The 17074-nt window shown below is 58.7% G+C and carries 18 protein-coding genes and 2 pseudogenes; 14 read left to right on the forward strand and 6 right to left on the reverse strand.

Features of this window, described 5'->3' with window-relative positions; all coding sequences use genetic code 11:
- Positions 1-139 precede the first annotated feature (139 nt).
- Together ACIY1O_RS07805 and ACIY1O_RS07810 are read left to right on the forward strand one after the other, a co-directional pair.
- A complete protein-coding gene (locus ACIY1O_RS07805; protein ID WP_397474531.1) occupies positions 140-382 on the forward strand; it encodes an antitoxin in 243 nt (80 codons plus the stop codon).
- A complete protein-coding gene (locus tag ACIY1O_RS07810; RefSeq protein ID WP_397474532.1) occupies positions 379-771 on the forward strand; it encodes a type II toxin-antitoxin system VapC family toxin in 393 nt (130 codons plus the stop codon). Before ACIY1O_RS07805 ends, ACIY1O_RS07810 begins: the two co-directional genes overlap by 4 nt.
- Before the next feature lie 134 nt (positions 772-905).
- Here ACIY1O_RS07810 and ACIY1O_RS07815 read toward each other — a convergent pair whose 3' ends face one another.
- Complete coding sequence (locus tag ACIY1O_RS07815) at positions 906-1352, reverse strand: RidA family protein (RefSeq protein ID WP_397474533.1); 447 nt, start codon at positions 1350-1352, stop codon at positions 906-908.
- Between the two features lie 187 nt (positions 1353-1539).
- Positions 1540-2952, reverse strand: coding sequence for a 3-deoxy-D-arabino-heptulosonate 7-phosphate synthase (locus ACIY1O_RS07820; RefSeq protein ID WP_397474534.1), 1413 nt, complete (start codon positions 2950-2952; stop codon positions 1540-1542).
- Between the two features lie 331 nt (positions 2953-3283).
- On the opposite strand from ACIY1O_RS07820, the gene ACIY1O_RS07825 reads away from it, so the two are divergent.
- Complete coding sequence (locus ACIY1O_RS07825) at positions 3284-3625, forward strand: PRC-barrel domain-containing protein (RefSeq protein WP_397474535.1); 342 nt, start codon at positions 3284-3286, stop codon at positions 3623-3625.
- A gap of 44 nt (positions 3626-3669) precedes the next feature.
- On the opposite strand, the pseudogene ACIY1O_RS07830 reads toward ACIY1O_RS07825, so the two are convergent.
- Both ACIY1O_RS07830 and ACIY1O_RS07835 read right to left on the reverse strand, forming a co-directional pair.
- Positions 3670-3984, reverse strand: a pseudogene (locus tag ACIY1O_RS07830) (Crp/Fnr family transcriptional regulator); the annotation flags it as partial.
- Between the two features lie 241 nt (positions 3985-4225).
- The gene (locus tag ACIY1O_RS07835) at positions 4226-4384 is read right to left on the reverse strand and encodes a DUF3309 family protein (RefSeq protein WP_397474536.1); all 159 of its coding nucleotides are present in this window, start codon (positions 4382-4384) and stop codon (positions 4226-4228) included.
- 329 nt (positions 4385-4713) lie between these two features.
- Between ACIY1O_RS07835 and ACIY1O_RS07840 the strand changes: the two genes are divergently transcribed.
- From ACIY1O_RS07840 to ACIY1O_RS07890, 11 genes are all read left to right on the forward strand, one after another.
- A complete protein-coding gene (locus ACIY1O_RS07840; RefSeq protein WP_397474537.1) occupies positions 4714-5532 on the forward strand; it encodes a DUF3348 family protein in 819 nt (272 codons plus the stop codon).
- On the forward strand, positions 5529-7829 hold the full coding sequence (locus ACIY1O_RS07845) for a DUF802 domain-containing protein (RefSeq protein ID WP_397474538.1): 2301 nt from the start codon (positions 5529-5531) through the stop codon (positions 7827-7829). The genes ACIY1O_RS07840 and ACIY1O_RS07845 overlap by 4 nt, the downstream gene beginning before the upstream one ends.
- Positions 7826-8557: an OmpA family protein gene (locus ACIY1O_RS07850; RefSeq protein ID WP_397474539.1), complete on the forward strand. Its 732-nt coding sequence runs from the start codon at positions 7826-7828 to the stop codon at positions 8555-8557. The genes ACIY1O_RS07845 and ACIY1O_RS07850 overlap by 4 nt, the downstream gene beginning before the upstream one ends.
- Positions 8532-9077, forward strand: a complete 546-nt coding sequence (locus tag ACIY1O_RS07855; protein ID WP_397474540.1) for a DUF2894 domain-containing protein — start codon at positions 8532-8534, stop codon at positions 9075-9077. The genes ACIY1O_RS07850 and ACIY1O_RS07855 overlap by 26 nt, the downstream gene beginning before the upstream one ends.
- Before the next feature lie 413 nt (positions 9078-9490).
- Positions 9491-10567: an NAD/NADP-dependent octopine/nopaline dehydrogenase family protein gene (locus ACIY1O_RS07860; RefSeq protein ID WP_397474541.1), complete on the forward strand. Its 1077-nt coding sequence runs from the start codon at positions 9491-9493 to the stop codon at positions 10565-10567.
- Complete coding sequence (locus ACIY1O_RS07865) at positions 10564-11628, forward strand: 3-hydroxybutyryl-CoA dehydrogenase (RefSeq protein WP_397474542.1); 1065 nt, start codon at positions 10564-10566, stop codon at positions 11626-11628. The genes ACIY1O_RS07860 and ACIY1O_RS07865 overlap by 4 nt, the downstream gene beginning before the upstream one ends.
- A gap of 3 nt (positions 11629-11631) precedes the next feature.
- Complete coding sequence (locus ACIY1O_RS07870; protein ID WP_397474543.1) at positions 11632-12615, forward strand: ABC transporter substrate-binding protein; 984 nt, start codon at positions 11632-11634, stop codon at positions 12613-12615.
- Between the two features lie 108 nt (positions 12616-12723).
- Entirely contained in the window at positions 12724-13488 is a 765-nt protein-coding gene (locus tag ACIY1O_RS07875) for an ABC transporter ATP-binding protein (protein WP_397474544.1), read from the forward strand.
- Entirely contained in the window at positions 13485-14279 is a 795-nt protein-coding gene (locus tag ACIY1O_RS07880; protein WP_397474545.1) for an ABC transporter permease, read from the forward strand. The genes ACIY1O_RS07875 and ACIY1O_RS07880 overlap by 4 nt, the downstream gene beginning before the upstream one ends.
- A gap of 190 nt (positions 14280-14469) precedes the next feature.
- Positions 14470-15279 (forward strand): ABC transporter permease, encoded by an 810-nt coding sequence (locus ACIY1O_RS07885; protein WP_397474546.1) that lies wholly within the window; start codon positions 14470-14472, stop codon positions 15277-15279.
- A gap of 177 nt (positions 15280-15456) precedes the next feature.
- The gene (locus ACIY1O_RS07890) at positions 15457-15960 is read left to right on the forward strand and encodes a MarR family winged helix-turn-helix transcriptional regulator (protein WP_397474547.1); all 504 of its coding nucleotides are present in this window, start codon (positions 15457-15459) and stop codon (positions 15958-15960) included.
- Positions 15961-15978: 18 nt separating this feature from the next.
- Here ACIY1O_RS07890 and ACIY1O_RS07895 read toward each other — a convergent pair whose 3' ends face one another.
- Positions 15979-16281, reverse strand: a complete 303-nt coding sequence (locus tag ACIY1O_RS07895; protein ID WP_397474548.1) for a helix-turn-helix domain-containing protein — start codon at positions 16279-16281, stop codon at positions 15979-15981.
- Positions 16282-16943: 662 nt separating this feature from the next.
- Positions 16944-17074, reverse strand: a pseudogene (locus ACIY1O_RS07900) (helix-turn-helix domain-containing protein); the annotation flags it as partial.

The raw sequence follows: 17074 nt of genomic DNA on the forward strand, positions 1-17074 counted from the left end.
CTAGCGCCGTGTAGTTGCTGTGCATCCTATGCTGTGTCGGCGGGATATGCTCGCATGGATAAAAGTGTCGAGAGGCCCTTGCCAATGTGGCTGCTTGATGATATATTCTTTTGATATATACCTATGCGGGGTGGTTCTCATGGACATAGCCAAGATATTTTGGTCGGGCCGCTCCCAGGCGGTTCGGCTGCCAAAAGAATTTCGTTTCAACACTGATGAAGTTCGCATCCGCCGACATGGCAGCAGCGTCATACTCGAACCTATTGCGCAAGACTGGGCATGGCTCGACGAACTCATCGGACCAATCGACGAAGGCTTCGAATCGGCGGTGGCCGAGAAGCAAGAGCCACAGCAGCGTCCCGGCCTGGATTTCTTTGAATGAAATTCCTGCTCGACAGTAATGCTGTAATCGCGCTTTTAAAGGGTAAAACTGTTTTTTTAACCCACATGTTGCGATATAGGCCGTCAGACTTTGCTGTTCCCGCTATCGTGGCGCACGAGCTTTTCTATGGCGCATACAAAGGACAGAGGGTTAGCGAGAATCTAGCGCGGGTGAATGCATTACAGTTTCAAGTGCTTGAATTTGACCGCGAGGATGCCCAGCGGGCGGGCGAGTTGCGTGCGCTTCTTAGTGCGGCAGGCACGCCTATTGGTCCTTACGATATATTGATTGCCGGCCAAGCGTGGGCGCGTGGGCTTACATTGATTACACACAATATGCGTGAATTCCAGCGTGTGCCGCACATCCAGCTTGAAGATTGGGAGGTTTGAATCCGCCACCTCAACGGAGGCAGGCAAGAACGGGCATAGGGGCAGCCAGCATCTTTGAGGGGGTTTAGGCTTACCTGAGGATTGGTGCCCGAAACGCTGGTCTCGTGCCATGCACGAGACCAGGTGTTGAAACCTTATTTGTCGCCGATTACGGCAACAGCTGACACTTCGAGCATCAGGCCGACAAAGGGCAAGCTATGCACAGTGATGGTCGTGCTGGCAGGAAAGTTGCCGTCCGGCCAGAATTCGCGGCGGATGGGTTGCAAGGGTTCCAGCAGCCGAGGATCGGTGAGGTAGACCGTAATGCTGACGACATCTTTGATGCTGCCGCCGGCACGTTTGGCAATGGCATCGATCGATTTGAAGATGGCCCGTGCCTGGCCTTCAAAATTTCCTGCCAGTGAATTGCCGTCTTCGTCTTTGACGCCCACTTGGCCCGACATCCAGACAGTTTTGCCGCCTTCAGTGACAACCGCGGGTGAAATACCCCATGTCTGCGCCAGATCGGTCTTCAAATATTCTTTGGCGTGCACCGGGAGGGCGACCAAAGCGAACAGGCAAGCGAGAAGTGTTGATTTCATGTAGTTATGCATCATTCCCTCATGGTGTTGGAGTTCTGGCAATGCGGGCGGTTAGCTCGGCGCTTGTGCCGAGTAAGTGCATAAGTCCAAGCATTTTTGTGCCCGCCGTTTCGGCGCCGGCTCAGCTACACCGGCTGGGCCAGGATGGCAGCTTTCGTCGACTCCGGTTATGGGGGTAAACCCCCTGCTAGGGCGTTTCCTGAGGCCCGTTCGACAGTGCACTTATTGCACTTATCAGATCATCTGGGTGCACCATCAATTCGCGTACCTGACGCAAAGTTTGATATTGACGCAGCACCGGGCGCCAGCGGGGTGACTCCAGCAGTTCATGCCAGACGGGCTCGAGAATTTTCAGGTCTGCCGGTAGGTTGTTTTTTTGGGTGGCGGCTGTGTTGTCTGCGTGGTCGCTTATTGGGCTATTGGCTTCTTTGTTTGCTATGCCTTCTATGTGCTGGCCTACCCACTTGCCGGCGAACTCCAGGCTGGCGGGCGCCGTCAGTAGCTGCATGCGGCCGGCGGGGTTAAGCGGGCGTGGCATGGTTTCCGCCGGCGCGTCGGTGCAATACAGCACTGTGCCCTTTAGTTCGGCTTGCTCCGTCGTCAGCGCGTTTAACGACGCGCCGTGCAAGCGTACTGTTTCCTCTTGCGCCGCAAAGGAATAGATGGCGGCGCCGTCGGCCTGCGCCAACAACTGCAGGCCTCGCAATAAACGCGGAAAATCTGTCGTGGCGGCGTCTGCCGATGCTTTTGCCTCGACCAGCAAACAGATGTTCCATATTGGATCGTCAGCGTCGCGTTTTGGGGCTTTGCGCAGCAGCACGACGTCCCATTCCGCCTTACTTAGTTGAGCGTCGATCATCAAAACAGCCGGAACACGCAGCGAGGTTGCGATGCGGTATGTGTCCGGGCTTCCCTCGGCCAGGTTGAGCATGTCAGCCAGGTTCTGTAATGCCTGCGCGGCCAGCGCCTCGACCCCGGCGCCGCGTTTTTTAGAGGCGCGGCCTTGCGCGGCGGCGGCGTCGCTGCCGGAGCGAGGGCCATTCTGCTCCCGTAATGCTCGATAGTGCTGTACGAGCTGGTCCGGCTCCAGCTTCTCGGCCCGTATCAGGCGCGCCAACGCCGCGCCGTCGCGTATCTGGGTCACACCGTGAATCAAGCCGGAATCGCCCGCGATTTCGGGCGATTCAATAATATGTTGTGCCGTGGCGTGCAGCGTCGTCCACGACTGCGAGGAGGCCGCCTCATAAAGGCGGCTTAATACTGCCCTTTTCTCGGCGGAATTGGACCGCTCCAATTTGGCGGGATGCGCCACCGCATTCACGGCCGCCAGAACAAGGCGACGATCTTGTGTGGACTGTGCCGACAGAGACGCATACTCGCGAACCTGCTGCGCATGATGCTCAAGCACCGTGGCCTGGAAGGCCGGGTCGCCCGAATTTACCTGCATGGCGTTGCGGATCATGTGGGCGAGCGCCTCCAGAAAGCGCTGCTTTACCGCTTCGTTTGGCGTGTCGCCCTGATCGATGGTTACGCGCGCCGCCTCCATCGTCACCGCCACCAGCGCGGCAGGACCAGCATCTTGCCCTTGCAACGCGGACATTGCTGGCACGCGATAACGGCGGATGACGTTGCGTAGGATTTTTTCAAGTAGAGAAGGGTGTTTTCCGCCGGGCAATTCGACCCCTGATATGGTTGAATATATACATAGCCGATGGTGTGTGTTAGCTACCGTACAGACGAGTGAGCATGGCCGGGGTACCTTGAGGATGTAGGGTTTAACAGCCCCCTTTGCGGTACGTTTTAGCAACACGGCCGCCGACTCTCGGAGAATTATTATCAATTACGAAAATCGCGATACTTTAGGCATATACAAGTCAATCAAAAGCAATCCTTCCAAGGTCGCTAATGAGTACGGCCCGGGCCCTTACCTTATGGGCGCTGAAACATTGATCGGCAATAACGTGTACAACAAGCAAGCTGAGAGCCTTGGCGACATCAAAGAGATCATGCTCGACATGCGCCATGGCCATGTAAGCTATGCTGTACTAGAGTTTGGTGGCTTCTTGGGCATGGGCACAAAGCTTTTTGCCGTACCTCGGAGCGCCTTGACTCTGGACACTGCCGAAAAGCGCTTTGTCCTTGATGTTAATAAAGAGAGCCTGAAAAACGCTCCCGGCTTTGAAAAAGATCATTGGCCCGATATGGCTGATGACGTGTGGGAAAAAAGCATACACGATTACTACGGTACGGCACCGTACAGCATGCCCGTCTGAAGTTGATGTCTGGCTTCGTGCTTGCTATTCGTGGCAAGCACGATTTATTTTCGCCCGAATGAAATTTCGGGCAACAGTCGATCATATTCTTTTTTGACGACAGCGTAGCATTCGCATGTGCGCTTTTCCAGACCGGCGCGATCAAGCACAGTAATGTGACCCCGGCGATAACTTATGAGGCCTGCTCGTTGCAGATTCCCTGCGGCTTCGGTGACTCCTTCGCGTCTGACTCCCAGCATGCTGGCAATAAGCTCCTGGGTCGTAATCAGTTTGTTGGTGTAGAGCCTGTCGAGGCTCAGCAATAGCCACCTGCAAAGTTGTTGGTCCAGAAGATGATGCCGGCTACACGCCGATGTTTGGCGTACTTCAGATGGCGCCGAAGTCATGTGCATTCTCCTAACTAGTCGCCATGCGGGCGTGCCGCGCAGCAACATTGAAAAGGCACGTTAAATAACCTGATGAGTTACGTTATATATGCGCCAGAATTGTTATTTGACGCGAAGGCTTAATTGCTTCGTGGGTATAACTGCACATATTCAAACAAAGCTTTGAAAATATATTAACCTGGTGTCCATCGAGGCTAATAAAGTGATGATTGTTTTATATTTTCCCCATTAGCAATAGTATTATTAGCACGACAACGATCACGCCAACCGCTCCGCTAGGACCATAGCCCCATGAGCGGCTGTACGACCACCTGGGCATAGCGCCTGCCAGTATCAGAACCAGCACGATTAGCAGTATTAATCCTAATGACATGAAAACTCCTTATGTTTGCAACAAACTTGGTGTGTTGAAATTTATAATGTATTCATTGTAAAGCCCGCAACCAGGGTCGATCTTTAAATGATTGGAGTTTTTATTCAATCTAAAAATAACATTTAGATTGCTCGTTCTCAATATACGCTAATGTCCAGATATATCCTAACTAAAAATCGGCGATTATTGGGAACCACTCAATAGGATTGCAATCCGCTCATTGCTCTGGAACTGATGGCGGGCCTACTGATCGTGGTGGGTGACGGTAATCTAACTTCCCATCACTTCCGGTGCTGACGTAAAATCATCGGTTTTCGACGCAGGTAGGCATGGTTACAGAACTGCCGCGGCGTACGAGCTTTAGTGGTCCGGCGCTCGTGCGCCTGCTTTCTCGTTTGGCGCGGGTCGAAGTGACTGAGCCTAGGCAGCCGCCCGCGGCTCGGCTGGATGAGTGGCTGGGCTGGGCGGAGTCAATACAGTTGTCCAAGGTGCTGAATGCCGCCGCGCCGTCTTCGGCGGTGCAGCGCGGTGCAGGCGCGGGCGCCGGCGGCTCCGATGGCAATGCCGACATAATCGATGTCATCGAGCTGGCCAGGGCCGAATACACTCGGGTGCGGGCCACGCTGGAGCAGGCGATTGCGGCGGCGGTGGCTCCACCGGCGGCTGTGCCGGCCTTGCAGCGCAGGCAGTTCCGTGGTGCGCCCAAGGTAATGGGAGACGTTGATTTCCCATCGTATCGCCGACGCTATTCTTTGCTCCAACAGAAGATGGAAAGCGGCATTGCCGCTTTGCGCGGCCATCTGCGCGGCCTGCTGGCGGCACGGTCGCTCGAGTCGGCGCGCCTGGCGGCGATGGATGCGGCGATGGAGCAGGCGCTGGCCGAGCACGAGCTTCGGCTACTAATGGGTGTGCCGCGTCTGCTTGAGAGCCATTTCGAGCGCTTGCGGCACGATAGCCAGGCAGCAGCCAGGGAGGAGTCCGGCGCCCAGGCACGAGATGATCCGTCTTTACCGGATGCGAGAGCGGGTGCTTGGCTGGATACCTTCCGTCACGACATGGGCCAGGTGATGCGGGCAGAATTGGACCTTCGCCTGCAACCTGTGGAAGGGATGTTATCCGCGATTTCAATAGAACAAAATACTTTATGAACCGAGTCCTTTATTTTCTGGCGTTTGTTGCAGGCCTGGCGGTTGTTTGTTGGGTGGGCATGGGCTATGTGGCCTTGAGCCCGCTAGCCTTGGCGGTGACGGCGATTATTGCCGTTGTCTATATATTGGGGGCGCTTGAGCTGTATCGCTACCAGCAGGCTACGCATACGCTTGACCGTGCGCTGGAAGGGCTATCCGAGACGCCGGCCAGCCTGGCGCAGTGGCTTTCCACGTTAGACCCAAGCTTGCGCGATGCGGCGCGGGCGCGGGTGGAAGGCGAGCGGGTGGGGTTGCCGGGGCCGTCGCTTACACCTTACCTGGTCGGTTTGCTGGTGTTGCTTGGCATGTTGGGCACCTTCCTGGGCATGGTCGCCACCCTGCGTGGAACGGGGCTGGCGCTAGAGAACGCCACCGACCTTCAAGCGATCCGGGCATCGCTGGCCGCCCCAATAACCGGCTTGGGTTTTGCCTTTGGCACGTCGGTGGCCGGCGTGGCCGCGTCCGCCATGCTAGGGCTGCTGTCGGCGTTGTGCAGACGCGATCGAGCGCGGGCCGCGCGAAGGCTCGATGCTAGCGCGGCCGATACACTGCGTGTCTATTCCCAGGCGCATCAGCGTGAAGAAAGCGTGCGGCTGCTTCAAGAGCAGGCGCAGGCGCTGCCCCTGGTGGTCGACCGCTTGCAGGCGATGCTAACCGCCATGGAGCAACACAGCCAAGCGCTGAACGATAAACTGGTCGCCGGCCAGGAAGCTTTTTACGCCAAGAGCGATGCCCGGCAGGCGGCCCTAGAGCAGCAAAACGAGAACTTGAGCGAGCGTTTTATTGCCGGCCAAGAGGCGCAGGACGCCAAGAATGAGGCGGCTTTGGCGGCGATAGAGCAGCACACGCTGGCCTTAAGTGAGCGTCTCGCTGCCAGTCAGGAAGCGCTGCAATCCAGGGCCGAGACGGCTTATTCAGCGCTGGAACAGCACGGCCAAGCCTTGAGCGAACGACTGGCTGCACAGCAGGAAGCGTTTCATGACACCACCGAGCTGGCTTATTCCAGGCTGATCACGTCGGCGGAAACCGTGCACTCGAAGCTGGCCGCCTCAACCGAAGCGTCTTATTCAGGCTTGGCCTCTTCACTGGACCAGTCCTTGAAGAACAGCTTAACGGAAGCGACCCGCGCGGCGGGTTTGGCGATTCAGCCAGTGGTCGAGGCGACTCTTGCCGGGCTCGCACGCGAGAATGTCGCGCTGCAAAAAGCCATACAAGAGTCGGTGCAACAGCAACTGGTTGCGCTAACGACAACTTTTGAGCAGCGTTCCACTTCCTTGGTGGACAGCATTGCCGCACGCTTGGAAGAGACCAGTACGCAGCTTGCGGATGGCTGGGGCACGGCCATGACCCAGCAGCAAAGCGCAAGCCAGAAGCTCGCAGCGGATAACCAGCAGGCGCTGGCCGGCGCGATCGCCTCGCTGGAAAAGCACGCGGCCTCGCTGGTGCGACAGGTGGGTGAGTCGAATGACTCTCTGCGCGACGCCATGTGCTCGCAAGATTCACAGCGCCTGGCCGCGTGGGCCGAAGCATTTGAAGCCACCACCGCCGCGGTGCGCGATGAATGGCGGAAAACCGCTGAAACCACCGCCCGCATGCAAAAAGAAGTGTGCGACACGCTGGCACATACCGCCGGCGAAATCGCCACGCAGACGGGCGAACATGCCGTCCGCACCATTGCCGAGATCGAACGCTTGATCACGGCCGCCTCTGAAGCGCCCAAGATAGCGGCCGAAGTGGTGGCCGAGGTGCGCGACAAGCTTTCAGACAGCATGGCGCGCGACAATGCCATGCTGGAAGAGCGCGGCCGCTTGCTTGAAACGCTTGCCACGCTGCTCGACGCCGTCAATCACGCGTCCAATGAACAGCGCACGGCGGTCGACGCCTTGCTCACAAGCTCTTCCAGCTTGCTGGATCGCATTGGCACGCAGGTTACCGACAAGGTCGAAGCAGAGGCTGGAAAACTGGGCTATATGGCTTCGCAGGTTAGCGGCAGTGCCATCGAGATCGCCAACCTTGGCGACACCTTCGGCAAGGCCGTGCAGTCATTTGGCGAATCCAGCGCCTCGCTGATGCAGCATTTACAGCGGGTCGAAGAAACCTTGGGCAAATCCATTACGCGCAGCGATGAGCAGCTTGCCTACTACGTCGCCCAGGCGCGCGAAGTGGTCGACTTGAGCCTGCTGTCTCAAAAGCAGATTCTCGAGCAATTGCAGCAGGCCGCCGACGCCAATGGATCGAAAGGCGCAAGACCGGCATGAGAGACGACATCGAATCCGGCGTAGACTCAACCACACCTGTCTGGGCCGTCTTCGGCGACCTGATGTCGGTGTTGCTGGGTGCTTTCGTGCTGGTCTTGGTGGGCGTCATCGCCATGCAACTGCAATTGTCGAACCGGCTGGAAGAAGAAATCCAGCAGCGACAAGAAGAAACCGAGCGCCGCCAGACGCTGGAGCAGGCCTTGGCCCGGCCGCTGGCCGAAGGGCGCGTCACCTTGGTGGACGGCCGCATCGGCATCAGCGGAAGCGTGCTGTTTGCTTTGAACTCCGCCCAACTGCAGGACGAAGGCCGCGAGGTGCTGGAGTCGTTGGTCGAGCCTTTGTCCGACTATCTGCACAATGGAGATCAGGCGCTGATGGTAAGCGGCTTTACCGACGATCAGGCCATACACGGTGACAACCGCCGCTTCGCCGACAACTGGGAGCTTTCCGCCCAACGCGCGCTGACAGTCACCCGGGCACTGATCGAGTCGGGCATCCCAGCCTCAAAAGTGTTCGCCGCCGCTTTCGGTTCCGAGCAGCCCATCAGTTCCAACGTCGACGAGGCCGGCCGCGCCCGCAATAGACGCGTGGAAATCTCGCCCGTGCCCGCCCCGACACTTGCCGTGCAGAGCGCTCAGACCGTTCAGTCGCGCCACGCAGAGCAGACACAGGAGACACAGCAGGGCGGCCCACAAGAAACACTTGAAAATCACAAACCGAATGATTAAGGACAAGAAGGACAAAGACCAGGGTCTGCCCAGGCCCGGCAGCGATTCCCAAGTCGGCGCCGGCCCCTTGGCGGAACTTCTTGTCTACATGTCCGGCCTGGCGCCAGGAAAAAAAATAGACGATAAGACGCTGGGCGAACCGCCCGAAATCGAGTACTTTCAGAAAACCTGGGAAAGGCTCAGCACCGGCCTGCGGCTTCAGCAGGCTCGGCAGCAGGTGCCCGAAAACGCCGGCCCCTTGAACTCGACCCAGCTTATCCACCGTGCCCTGATATCAATGCAGGAGATCTCACCGTCCTATTTGCAGCATTTCCTCTCCTATGTGGAGACGCTTTCGTGGATGGAGCAACTAGAAGCAAGCACCTCGACATCACCCGCCAAAACTGTTGCTAAAGCTGCGGCCAGTGCTTCCCCAAAACCGAAAGTCGCCGGCAAAACGGCGAGCAAAACTGCATCGAAATCGATATCGAAATCAGCATCTAAATCGGCCACAAAAACCGCATCAAAAAACGGCATCTAGAACTGAACTGCACCCCAAAAGTTGGACATAAATCCAACCTTTGGGGTGTTTTTCATGACGAAGTACGATGCGACATTCCGTCACCGAATAGTTGCTCAGTATCTGGCGGGAGGAGCCGGGGTCAAGGCCTTGGCTAAATTAAAACCTTGACGCCACAAGTTGCGCCAAGCCATTTTCATTGGCGTCTCATAGGCGCGGCGCGGCAAAGGGCTCCAATTTGCAACCTCTCTTTCACCTGCCTATCAGGGAAATCCCCACGCAATTTCCCATTGCGCGCTGCCTTTTATTTCTTTAGTGTACGTAGGTATATGCAAGTGCATAGATAAATGAAGCGACGCCTCGAGCGGTTGGTTGAGTTTTATCGAAGCGTCGTTGCGGGCCGGTTAATAGCGGCCTTTCAACGGAGGCAGGGCATGGAGATTGCGGTACTTGGCGGCGGCCACGGGTGTTATGCGGCGGCGGCCGATTTAAGTGAACAGGGCCACACCATACGCCTATGGCGGCGCGACGCAAACGCCCTGAAGCCGGTGCTTGAATCGTCGACCATCTTCCTGAAAGACGATCATGGCGAACGCCAGGTCATCATTGACCAGGCAACCGCCGATATCGGCGAGGCCATCAACGGCGCCCAGCTTATTCTGATTCCGTCGCCCGCCATCGCACAGCAAGATATTGCCCGCGCGCTGGCCCCCCATTTGAAAGACGGTCAGGTCGTCTTCCTGCCGCCGGGCACTTTCGGCAGCTACATCATGAGCGAAACCGTCCGCGAACTGGGCTGCACGGCTGACGTTGCCTGGGCCGAAACCGGTACCCTGCCGTGGCTGGCGCGCAAGCACGGGCCCAATACGGTGGCCATTACCATGCGCGCCACGCGCTTGCCCACCGGCGTGTACCCCGCACGTCGCGCCGACCATGCCATGCAGGTCATCGCCGAGGCTTTTCCAAGCATCGAGCCCTGCGAAGACGCCCTGTCGGGCGCCCTGATGAACGCCGGGCCCATCATCCACCCGCCTCTCATCATGATGAACGCCGCGCCCTTGCAGCACTTTCCCGAATGGGATATTCACAACGAGGGCACACAGCCTGCGGTACGCGCTGTTACCACCGCGCTCGACAACGAGCGCATCGCCATCCGCGAAGCCATTGGCTACGGGGCGCCGCATTTTCCGCTGTCGGACCATTACGAAAACGACCAATGGATGTACGGCGACTCGCATAAAAAACTGGTCGACTCGGGCGATTGGCGCGAGCACATCGACCTCTACACCCACCGCTACATGACAGAAGACACAGTGCTTGGCCTGGCCCTGATGGCCTCGGTGGCCGATTGGGTCGGCTGCGACGCGCCGGTTGCCAAAGGCTTGCTCGCCATTGCGGGCGGCATCCTGGGCAAAGATCTACGCCAGGGCGAACGCACTCTTGGCACACTGGGCCTTAGCAAGCTCTCGGTCGAAGAAATGCGCCAGATGCTTCTACAGGGCAAATCATGAGCACCGCAACAAGCGCCTCAACCGCAACCGTGCCATCCCAGGCCGGCACGCCCGGCGGCGATTCATACGCGCCCATCGTCGCCCTGGGCGCCGGCCGTATGGGGCGCGGCATTGCGTTGGCCTATGCCATGCGCGGGCACGCCGTGGCCATTGTCGACTTCAAGCCGCGCGACGAGCAGGCCTTCGAAGAATTGCGGCAAAGCGTCTTCCGCGAGTTGCGGCTTACGCTTGCCCAATTGGCCGACCTGCGCATGTTTTCCGCCAGCCAAATCGACGGCTACTTGAACAAAATATCGCTGCACGCGCTTGAAGAAGCCCCCGCCGTGCTGGCCAAAGCACAGATCATTTTCGAAGGCGTGCCCGAAACTCTAGAGGCCAAGCAAGACGCCTTGGGCCGGCTAAGCGAACTGGCCAGCCCCCAGGCGCTTATCGCGTCCACCACCTCGACCATGCTGGCGTCCGACCTGGCGCCCATGGTCAGCAACCCGCAGCGTTTCATGAACGCCCACTGGCTGAACCCGGCGTACATCATTCCGCTGGTTGAAGTCAGCCCCCACGAGGGCACCGACCCCGACGCGGTGGACCGCCTGCTGAAAAGCCTGGAATCCATCGGCAAAGTGCCCGTGCGTTGCGCGTGCAGCCCGGGCTACATCGTGCCGCGGCTGCAAACACTGGTCATGAACGAAGCCGCCCGCATGGTTGAAGAAGGCGTGGCCACACCCGAACAGATCGACCTGGCCACCCGCCATGGTCTGGGCTTCCGGTTTGCCGCCATCGGCGTGCTGGAATTCATCGATTACGGCGGTAACGACATCCTGTATCACGCCAACAATTATCTTGCCAAAAACCTCGACGCAAACCGCTACGCCATGCCGGATGTTGTTCGCCGGTATATGCAGGAAGGCAAAGTGGGCTTGCGGTCGGCGAGCGGATTTTATTCGTACGAGGGGCTCGACCTAGAAGCATATCGGCGCGACGTGCTGGCGCGAACCCTGGGCATGCTCAGGCACTTCGGCCTCGACAACAAAAGCGCTATTTCCAACGACGAGAAAGGGAACTAGACAATGAACAAGATCATGCAGGCGTTGTTGATATCAATCGGCGCAGCCGCAGTCCTGGCTCCGGCCCAGGCGCAAGACGTCCCCACCATCCGCGTAGGCTGGACGATTCCGGCCGAAGAAGCCAAGTACCTAATGATGAAGCGCCCCGAGCTCTTCCCCGAGGTAGGCAAAACCTACAAGATTGAATGGTCGCAGTTCCAGGGCACCTCGCCCATGGTTCAGGCCATGCGGGCAGGCGTGCTCGATTGTTCAACCATGGCGCCGCTGTCAATGGCCCAGGGCTACATTGAAAGCGGCCTCGAAAGCTACATCGTCGCCCAGCACGTGCACGAAGAAGAAGGCTACTTCTCGCCCTATTGGGCGGTGAAAAAAGACGGCCCGATCAAAAGCGCCGAAGACCTTAAAGGCAAGGTCATAGGCACCAACGCCTACGGCTCGGGCGTGTACTTTCAGATGATACTGTGGCTTAAGCAGAATGGCATCGATCCAGAAAAAGACGTGAAAATCGTAGAAACCGGTTTCCCCGCATCGGCTGACGCCATCCGTTCGGGCCGAGTCGATGCCGGCGCGCTGGTACAGCCTTTTGCCTTGCTGGCCGAAGAAAAGGGCGACATCCGCAAGCTGTTCGCGCTGTCCGAGGTGCAGTCGCCCACCGTGCAGATTTTCGAAGCCTGCAGCAAAACCTACGCCGACAAGAACCCCGAAGTGGTAAAGGCCTATGTGAAAGACCTGCAGCTTGCCATGTCGAAGCTGCTTGAAGACCGCAGCCTGGCCGTGGCAGTGGCTTCCGAGATAACGCGCGCGCCGGCCGAGCTGCTCGACAAGTATCTGTTCACCGAGAAAGACTTTGCCCATGCCCCCGACATGGCGCCCAACCTGCATTCCATTCAGGAAACCATCACCTTGCAGCACAGGGCCGGTTTCCTGGCCAAGCCGGTTGATGTGGGCAATTTCGTGCGCGAAGACATTATGGCGCCAATCAAGTAACAAGCCTTGCACCCGGCGTCGCTTTAGCCTCAACCTTGATAGGGGCGCGACGCCGGGCCGGGCATAGGCTGCGCGGTTTTATTTCCAGCCGCTAAAGGATCAGATCGCATGATCAGTATCGAACAACTTGGCAAAACCTTCCACACCGCCCGGGGCACCGAGCATACCGCCATTCGCGATATCTCCTTGCAGGTGCCCGACGGCCAGTTCGTCTCCATTCTTGGCCCCAGCGGTTGCGGCAAAAGCACCTTGCTATACATTGTGGGCGGGTTCGAGCAAGCCACCGAGGGTAGCGTCAAGGTCGACGGCCGGGTCATAGACAAGCCCGGACCCGATCGCGGCCCCGTGTTCCAGGAATATGCCTTGTTCCCCTGGAAGACCGTAATCAGCAATGTGGCTTACGGCCTGCGCGAGCAGGGCGTGGCCAAGGCCCAGGCCGAAGAAAAAGCCATGCACTGGCTCGACAAGGTCAAGCTCAAGGACTACGCCCATTTCTATCCGCGCGAACTTTCGGGGGGCATGCGCCAGCGCGCCGCCATCGCCCGCACCCTGGCCTACGAGCCGGCCATCCTGCTCATGGACGAACCCTTTGGCGCGCTCGACGCCCATACCCGCATCAAGCTGCAAACCGGCCTGCTGGGCTTGTGGGAGCAACTGAAGAACACCGTGCTGTTCGTCACGCACAGCGTGGAGGAGGCGGTGTACTTGTCCGACCGCGTGGTGGTGCTTAGCGGAACGCCGGGCACGGTGCGAGAGATCGTCGACATCGACCTGCCGCGACCGCGCGTACGCGCCGAGCTGCTGCGTTGCCCGCGCTATCAAGAATACGTTATCCACCTTGAACACCTGCTGGTCGGCGAGGTTGCCGCATGAGCCAGGCCAAGCGATCGCTTCGCTGGTACGAGAGCCCCGCCCTGGCTTTCCTGGTGGCGGTCGTGCTGTTGGGCCTGGCGTGGGGGGCGCTGTCCCGGTTGATGGGCTTCAGTTCTTTTCCGGGGCCCATCACGGCCCTGAAAGAACTGCCCGCCATCGTGTTCGACCCGAACGCCATCTGGGCCATTGCGCAGTCGACCGGGCGCATGTTCGCCGGCTATGTCTGGGCGCTGGTGTTCGCTATTCCGCTGGGCCTGGCCATGGGGCGCAGCAAGGCGGTGTACGACATTTTCTATCCCTTGGTGTCGCTGGCCTACCCCATGCCAAAAGCCGCCTTGATGCCGATCTTGATGCTTTGGTTCGGCCTGGGCAGCTTTTCCAAGATACTTGTCATTGCCATGGGCGTGAGCCTGCCCGTGCTTTTCCACAGCTACCAGGGCGCCTGCCGCATCGAGAAAAAACTTGTCTGGACAGCCCAGGCCATGGGCATGGGCCCCATCAAGCGCCTCTTCCGTATCGTGCTGCCGGCCGCGCTGCCCGAGATTCTTATCGGTTGCCGGGTGGGCGTTGTCATGGCGCTGATCGTGATGGTGTCCTCTGAAATGATCGCGCGCCAAGAGGGGGTGGGCAACCTGTTGTTCACCTCCATGGACATGGCCCAGTACGCCACGGTGTACGCGGTAATACTCGTTCTGGCGGTGATGGGTTTCGTGCTGGACTGGATATTCGAGCGAGTGCGGCGCTATCTGACGCACTGGGCCGACACATCCGCCGGCTCGTCCCTGCATTAGCAAACTGGAGCAACATGAACCTTACGTGCCACATCGAGTACGCGTACAGAAAGCCCGGCTTCATTCCACCTTCGGCCTGGTTGGGCTGCGAACCGGCAATTGTGTCCAGGTACGAATCCGGTGCTGCGCTTGCCGGCTACAAGGCGAACAAGAACAGGTCGAGGGCGTGCGCCGCAAACTGGAGAAGCCCATGAATAGGCCGGCCTCCGCCACAGGCAATCTGATGCCGGCCGGCCCCCGCGCCGCCGTGCAGTGGCGCCGGCTTTCCGGCTTCAAGCGGCTGTTGTCGCCGCTGGCCGCCCTAATCATCTGGGAGCTGGTCTGCCGCATGGGTTGGGTCGAGCCGCAACTGTTGCCGGCCCCTACGTCTATTGCCGCGCGCATGGTTGAACTGGCCTCGGCCGCTGAGTTCTGGCAGCACTTTGGCATTACCCTGTATCGGCTGGTGGCGGGTTTGGCCATAGCCATTGTCTTGGGCGTGGTGCTGGGGCTGGCGGCCCAGCTGTCGCGTGTTGCCGCCGCCGTGCTTGACGCCCTGGTGCGCTTGCTTGCGCCGATACCCAAGATCGCCCTGTACCCCGCGCTGATACTGATACTGGGCTTCGAAAACTCCTCCAAAATCGCCCTCATTGTGGCCGATGCGTTGTTCCCCGTGTTGATGGCCACCTGGGCGGCTGCCCGCAGCGTCGATCAAAAGCTTATCTGGTCGGCCCGCGCCGCCGGCACCAGCCGCGCCGCGTGCCTTTGGAAGGTGACCCTGCCGGCCATCGTGCCCACCGTGCTGGCCGGTGTGCGTGTGGCTAGCGTCATCGCCTGCGTCGTCGTCTTCCTGGCGGAAATGATCGCCTCCACCGATGGGCTGGGCCACACGCTTACCGTCGCCGCGCGTGCCTACCGCACGCTGGACATGTTCGTACCCCTGGTGTGGATCTGCGCCGTGGGCCTGGCGCTTAACAGCTTCATCGGCTTCGTTCAGCGCAAGGTGGATCATTCCGGATGAAGGCAAGCACAGTGAAATCTGGCACAGATCGAACATACGCCCAACCGCGGCAGCCTCAAGGGTGGGCCGCGCCCTCAGGCAGGGCCAAAGCACACTACAGCGTGGCCATGGCGAATGTTGGTACAAGGGGCGCGCGCATTGTGGCAATACAAATGAACACAAAGAAGAAGGGCGAAAATGGACGTGGCCAATACCAAAGTTAAGCAGCTTCATGCACGCAGACTGGACGCAGAGGCGCCGCCGTACCTGGGGCATGACACTTTCATGCCCTATGTGCTGAACCAGGCCACCGCCGCGCTTAACGCCGACTTCCAGCAAGTGTTGCGCAGCGAGGGCATGACCCTGCTGCACTGGCGGGTGCTGGCATTTTTAACGGAAACCGACGGCCTGGGTGTCAGCGCCCTGGGCCGCTATACCGGCGTCGACCAGGCCACGCTTTCGCGAGCTTTGACTGTTATGGAAAGGTCGGGCTATGTGGCCCGGCTGCCCAACCCCCAAGACAACCGCATGGTGGCCATCAAGATACTTCCCGCCGGCAAAGAACAGTTCCGCCACGTGCTGCCGCTGGCCTGGGAAATCTATACCCGCGCCGTGCGCGGACTAAGCATGGACGAGCAGGAAACCCTGCACTACCTGCTTAACCGCATACGCGAAAACATGACCAGTTCGCGCAAGCGCTGACCAGCCAGAAAATTAGCGTCAGGACCCGCGCGGCTGCTTTGCATCGCCAAACTCTTCCGAGTAGGCGGCCGGAGTAAGGGCTTCGGCAGATAAGTCGGACGTGCGTGCCAGCAGGGTTGAAAAAGGTACGAACTCTACCCAAGCGACCACATCGAAAAAATCGGCAACTTTATGAAGCGTGGCCATGGAGAACTTCCCATAAGCCATGCTTTCCAGGCGCGCTATGGCGCCTTGTTTTGTACCGATTCGTTCCGCCAGTTCCGCTTGGGACAGACCAGCCTTTTCCCGCATCAGGCGAACCTGGATCGCAATACGTGTCATGGCGTTCTCTTGCGCCATGGACGAGCGGTAAGCCTTGGAGCGCAAGCGTTCAAGGCGCTTGCTGGATTTAGTCGATCTCGACCTCAAGGCTTTTTGCGGTGCCGTTTTGAATTGCTTGCCATCGCTCTCTTGCAATGCGGCAGAAACCCCTCGGGCTCCAGTGTTTGCCTTTGTGTGTTGCCCAGAGGACGATGGTGAAGATTCCTGGGCAGGGCCCAAAGTAGCCCATAGGCCGCTGCTGGGCGTTGTTAGCTTTGAACCTGATTTCATAGATGTCTTTGCAGTCGGGGTTTACGTGCCACGCCAGCCTGCGTGCATGAGGATTAACCCACATCGGTGGAGCCTGGTCTCGAAGATATAAGACACGAGTGTCGGCCGTTGCTTGGCCGATGTCTCCAAGACGATCGTATGTGGCCGACCAAGCGCCTTCGTTAGTGCGCGGGTCGATCCATTGAAAGATGCGATAGCGCACTAGGATACCCTAATTCTAACACAAATTTGTGTTTATTTGACCGTACCAACTACGACGAATCGGTTCTTAGAGTATGAAGGCAAACATTCTCTGGGGGCAGCCACGGGAAGTACGTATGCGTGCGTATAAAACTGGAAGAGGCAATGGCGAATGCCTGGCAAACGGCCCATGTATCGGGCTCCTCGGCGGGTTAGAAATCGAGCTGTGCGGTTGATATGCCCAGGGCAGCGGCAATTTTGTCGCGTGTGGCTTTGCGCAAGCGCTGGCTGTTTTCTTGTTGTGCATACGCCGGCTGTGTGATGTCCAGCCGGGCGGCCATGT

The organism is Pusillimonas sp. (genome assembly GCF_044464525.1).
Classification (GTDB): Bacteria; Pseudomonadota; Gammaproteobacteria; order Burkholderiales; family Burkholderiaceae_B; genus Pusillimonas.

What these genes read in the sequence shown, in the direction of transcription:
- ACIY1O_RS07815 (WP_397474533.1), bottom strand. Translation starts at nt 1,352, where the DNA reads ATGAAATCAACACTTCTCGCTTGCCTGTTCGCTTTGGTCGCCCTCCCG.
- ACIY1O_RS07875 (WP_397474544.1), top strand. Translation starts at nt 12,724, where the DNA reads ATGATCAGTATCGAACAACTTGGCAAAACCTTCCACACCGCCCGGGGC.
- ACIY1O_RS07810 (WP_397474532.1), top strand. Translation starts at nt 379, where the DNA reads ATGAAATTCCTGCTCGACAGTAATGCTGTAATCGCGCTTTTAAAGGGT.
- ACIY1O_RS07890 (WP_397474547.1), top strand. Translation starts at nt 15,457, where the DNA reads ATGGACGTGGCCAATACCAAAGTTAAGCAGCTTCATGCACGCAGACTG.
- ACIY1O_RS07850 (WP_397474539.1), top strand. Translation starts at nt 7,826, where the DNA reads ATGAGAGACGACATCGAATCCGGCGTAGACTCAACCACACCTGTCTGG.
- ACIY1O_RS07805 (WP_397474531.1), top strand. Translation starts at nt 140, where the DNA reads ATGGACATAGCCAAGATATTTTGGTCGGGCCGCTCCCAGGCGGTTCGG.
- ACIY1O_RS07820 (WP_397474534.1), bottom strand. Translation starts at nt 2,952, where the DNA reads ATGTCCGCGTTGCAAGGGCAAGATGCTGGTCCTGCCGCGCTGGTGGCG.
- ACIY1O_RS07895 (WP_397474548.1), bottom strand. Translation starts at nt 16,281, where the DNA reads ATGACACGTATTGCGATCCAGGTTCGCCTGATGCGGGAAAAGGCTGGT.
- ACIY1O_RS07835 (WP_397474536.1), bottom strand. Translation starts at nt 4,384, where the DNA reads ATGTCATTAGGATTAATACTGCTAATCGTGCTGGTTCTGATACTGGCA.
- ACIY1O_RS07870 (WP_397474543.1), top strand. Translation starts at nt 11,632, where the DNA reads ATGAACAAGATCATGCAGGCGTTGTTGATATCAATCGGCGCAGCCGCA.
- ACIY1O_RS07840 (WP_397474537.1), top strand. Translation starts at nt 4,714, where the DNA reads ATGGTTACAGAACTGCCGCGGCGTACGAGCTTTAGTGGTCCGGCGCTC.
- ACIY1O_RS07880 (WP_397474545.1), top strand. Translation starts at nt 13,485, where the DNA reads ATGAGCCAGGCCAAGCGATCGCTTCGCTGGTACGAGAGCCCCGCCCTG.
- ACIY1O_RS07860 (WP_397474541.1), top strand. Translation starts at nt 9,491, where the DNA reads ATGGAGATTGCGGTACTTGGCGGCGGCCACGGGTGTTATGCGGCGGCG.
- ACIY1O_RS07865 (WP_397474542.1), top strand. Translation starts at nt 10,564, where the DNA reads ATGAGCACCGCAACAAGCGCCTCAACCGCAACCGTGCCATCCCAGGCC.
- ACIY1O_RS07845 (WP_397474538.1), top strand. Translation starts at nt 5,529, where the DNA reads ATGAACCGAGTCCTTTATTTTCTGGCGTTTGTTGCAGGCCTGGCGGTT.
- ACIY1O_RS07885 (WP_397474546.1), top strand. Translation starts at nt 14,470, where the DNA reads ATGAATAGGCCGGCCTCCGCCACAGGCAATCTGATGCCGGCCGGCCCC.
- ACIY1O_RS07825 (WP_397474535.1), top strand. Translation starts at nt 3,284, where the DNA reads ATGGGCGCTGAAACATTGATCGGCAATAACGTGTACAACAAGCAAGCT.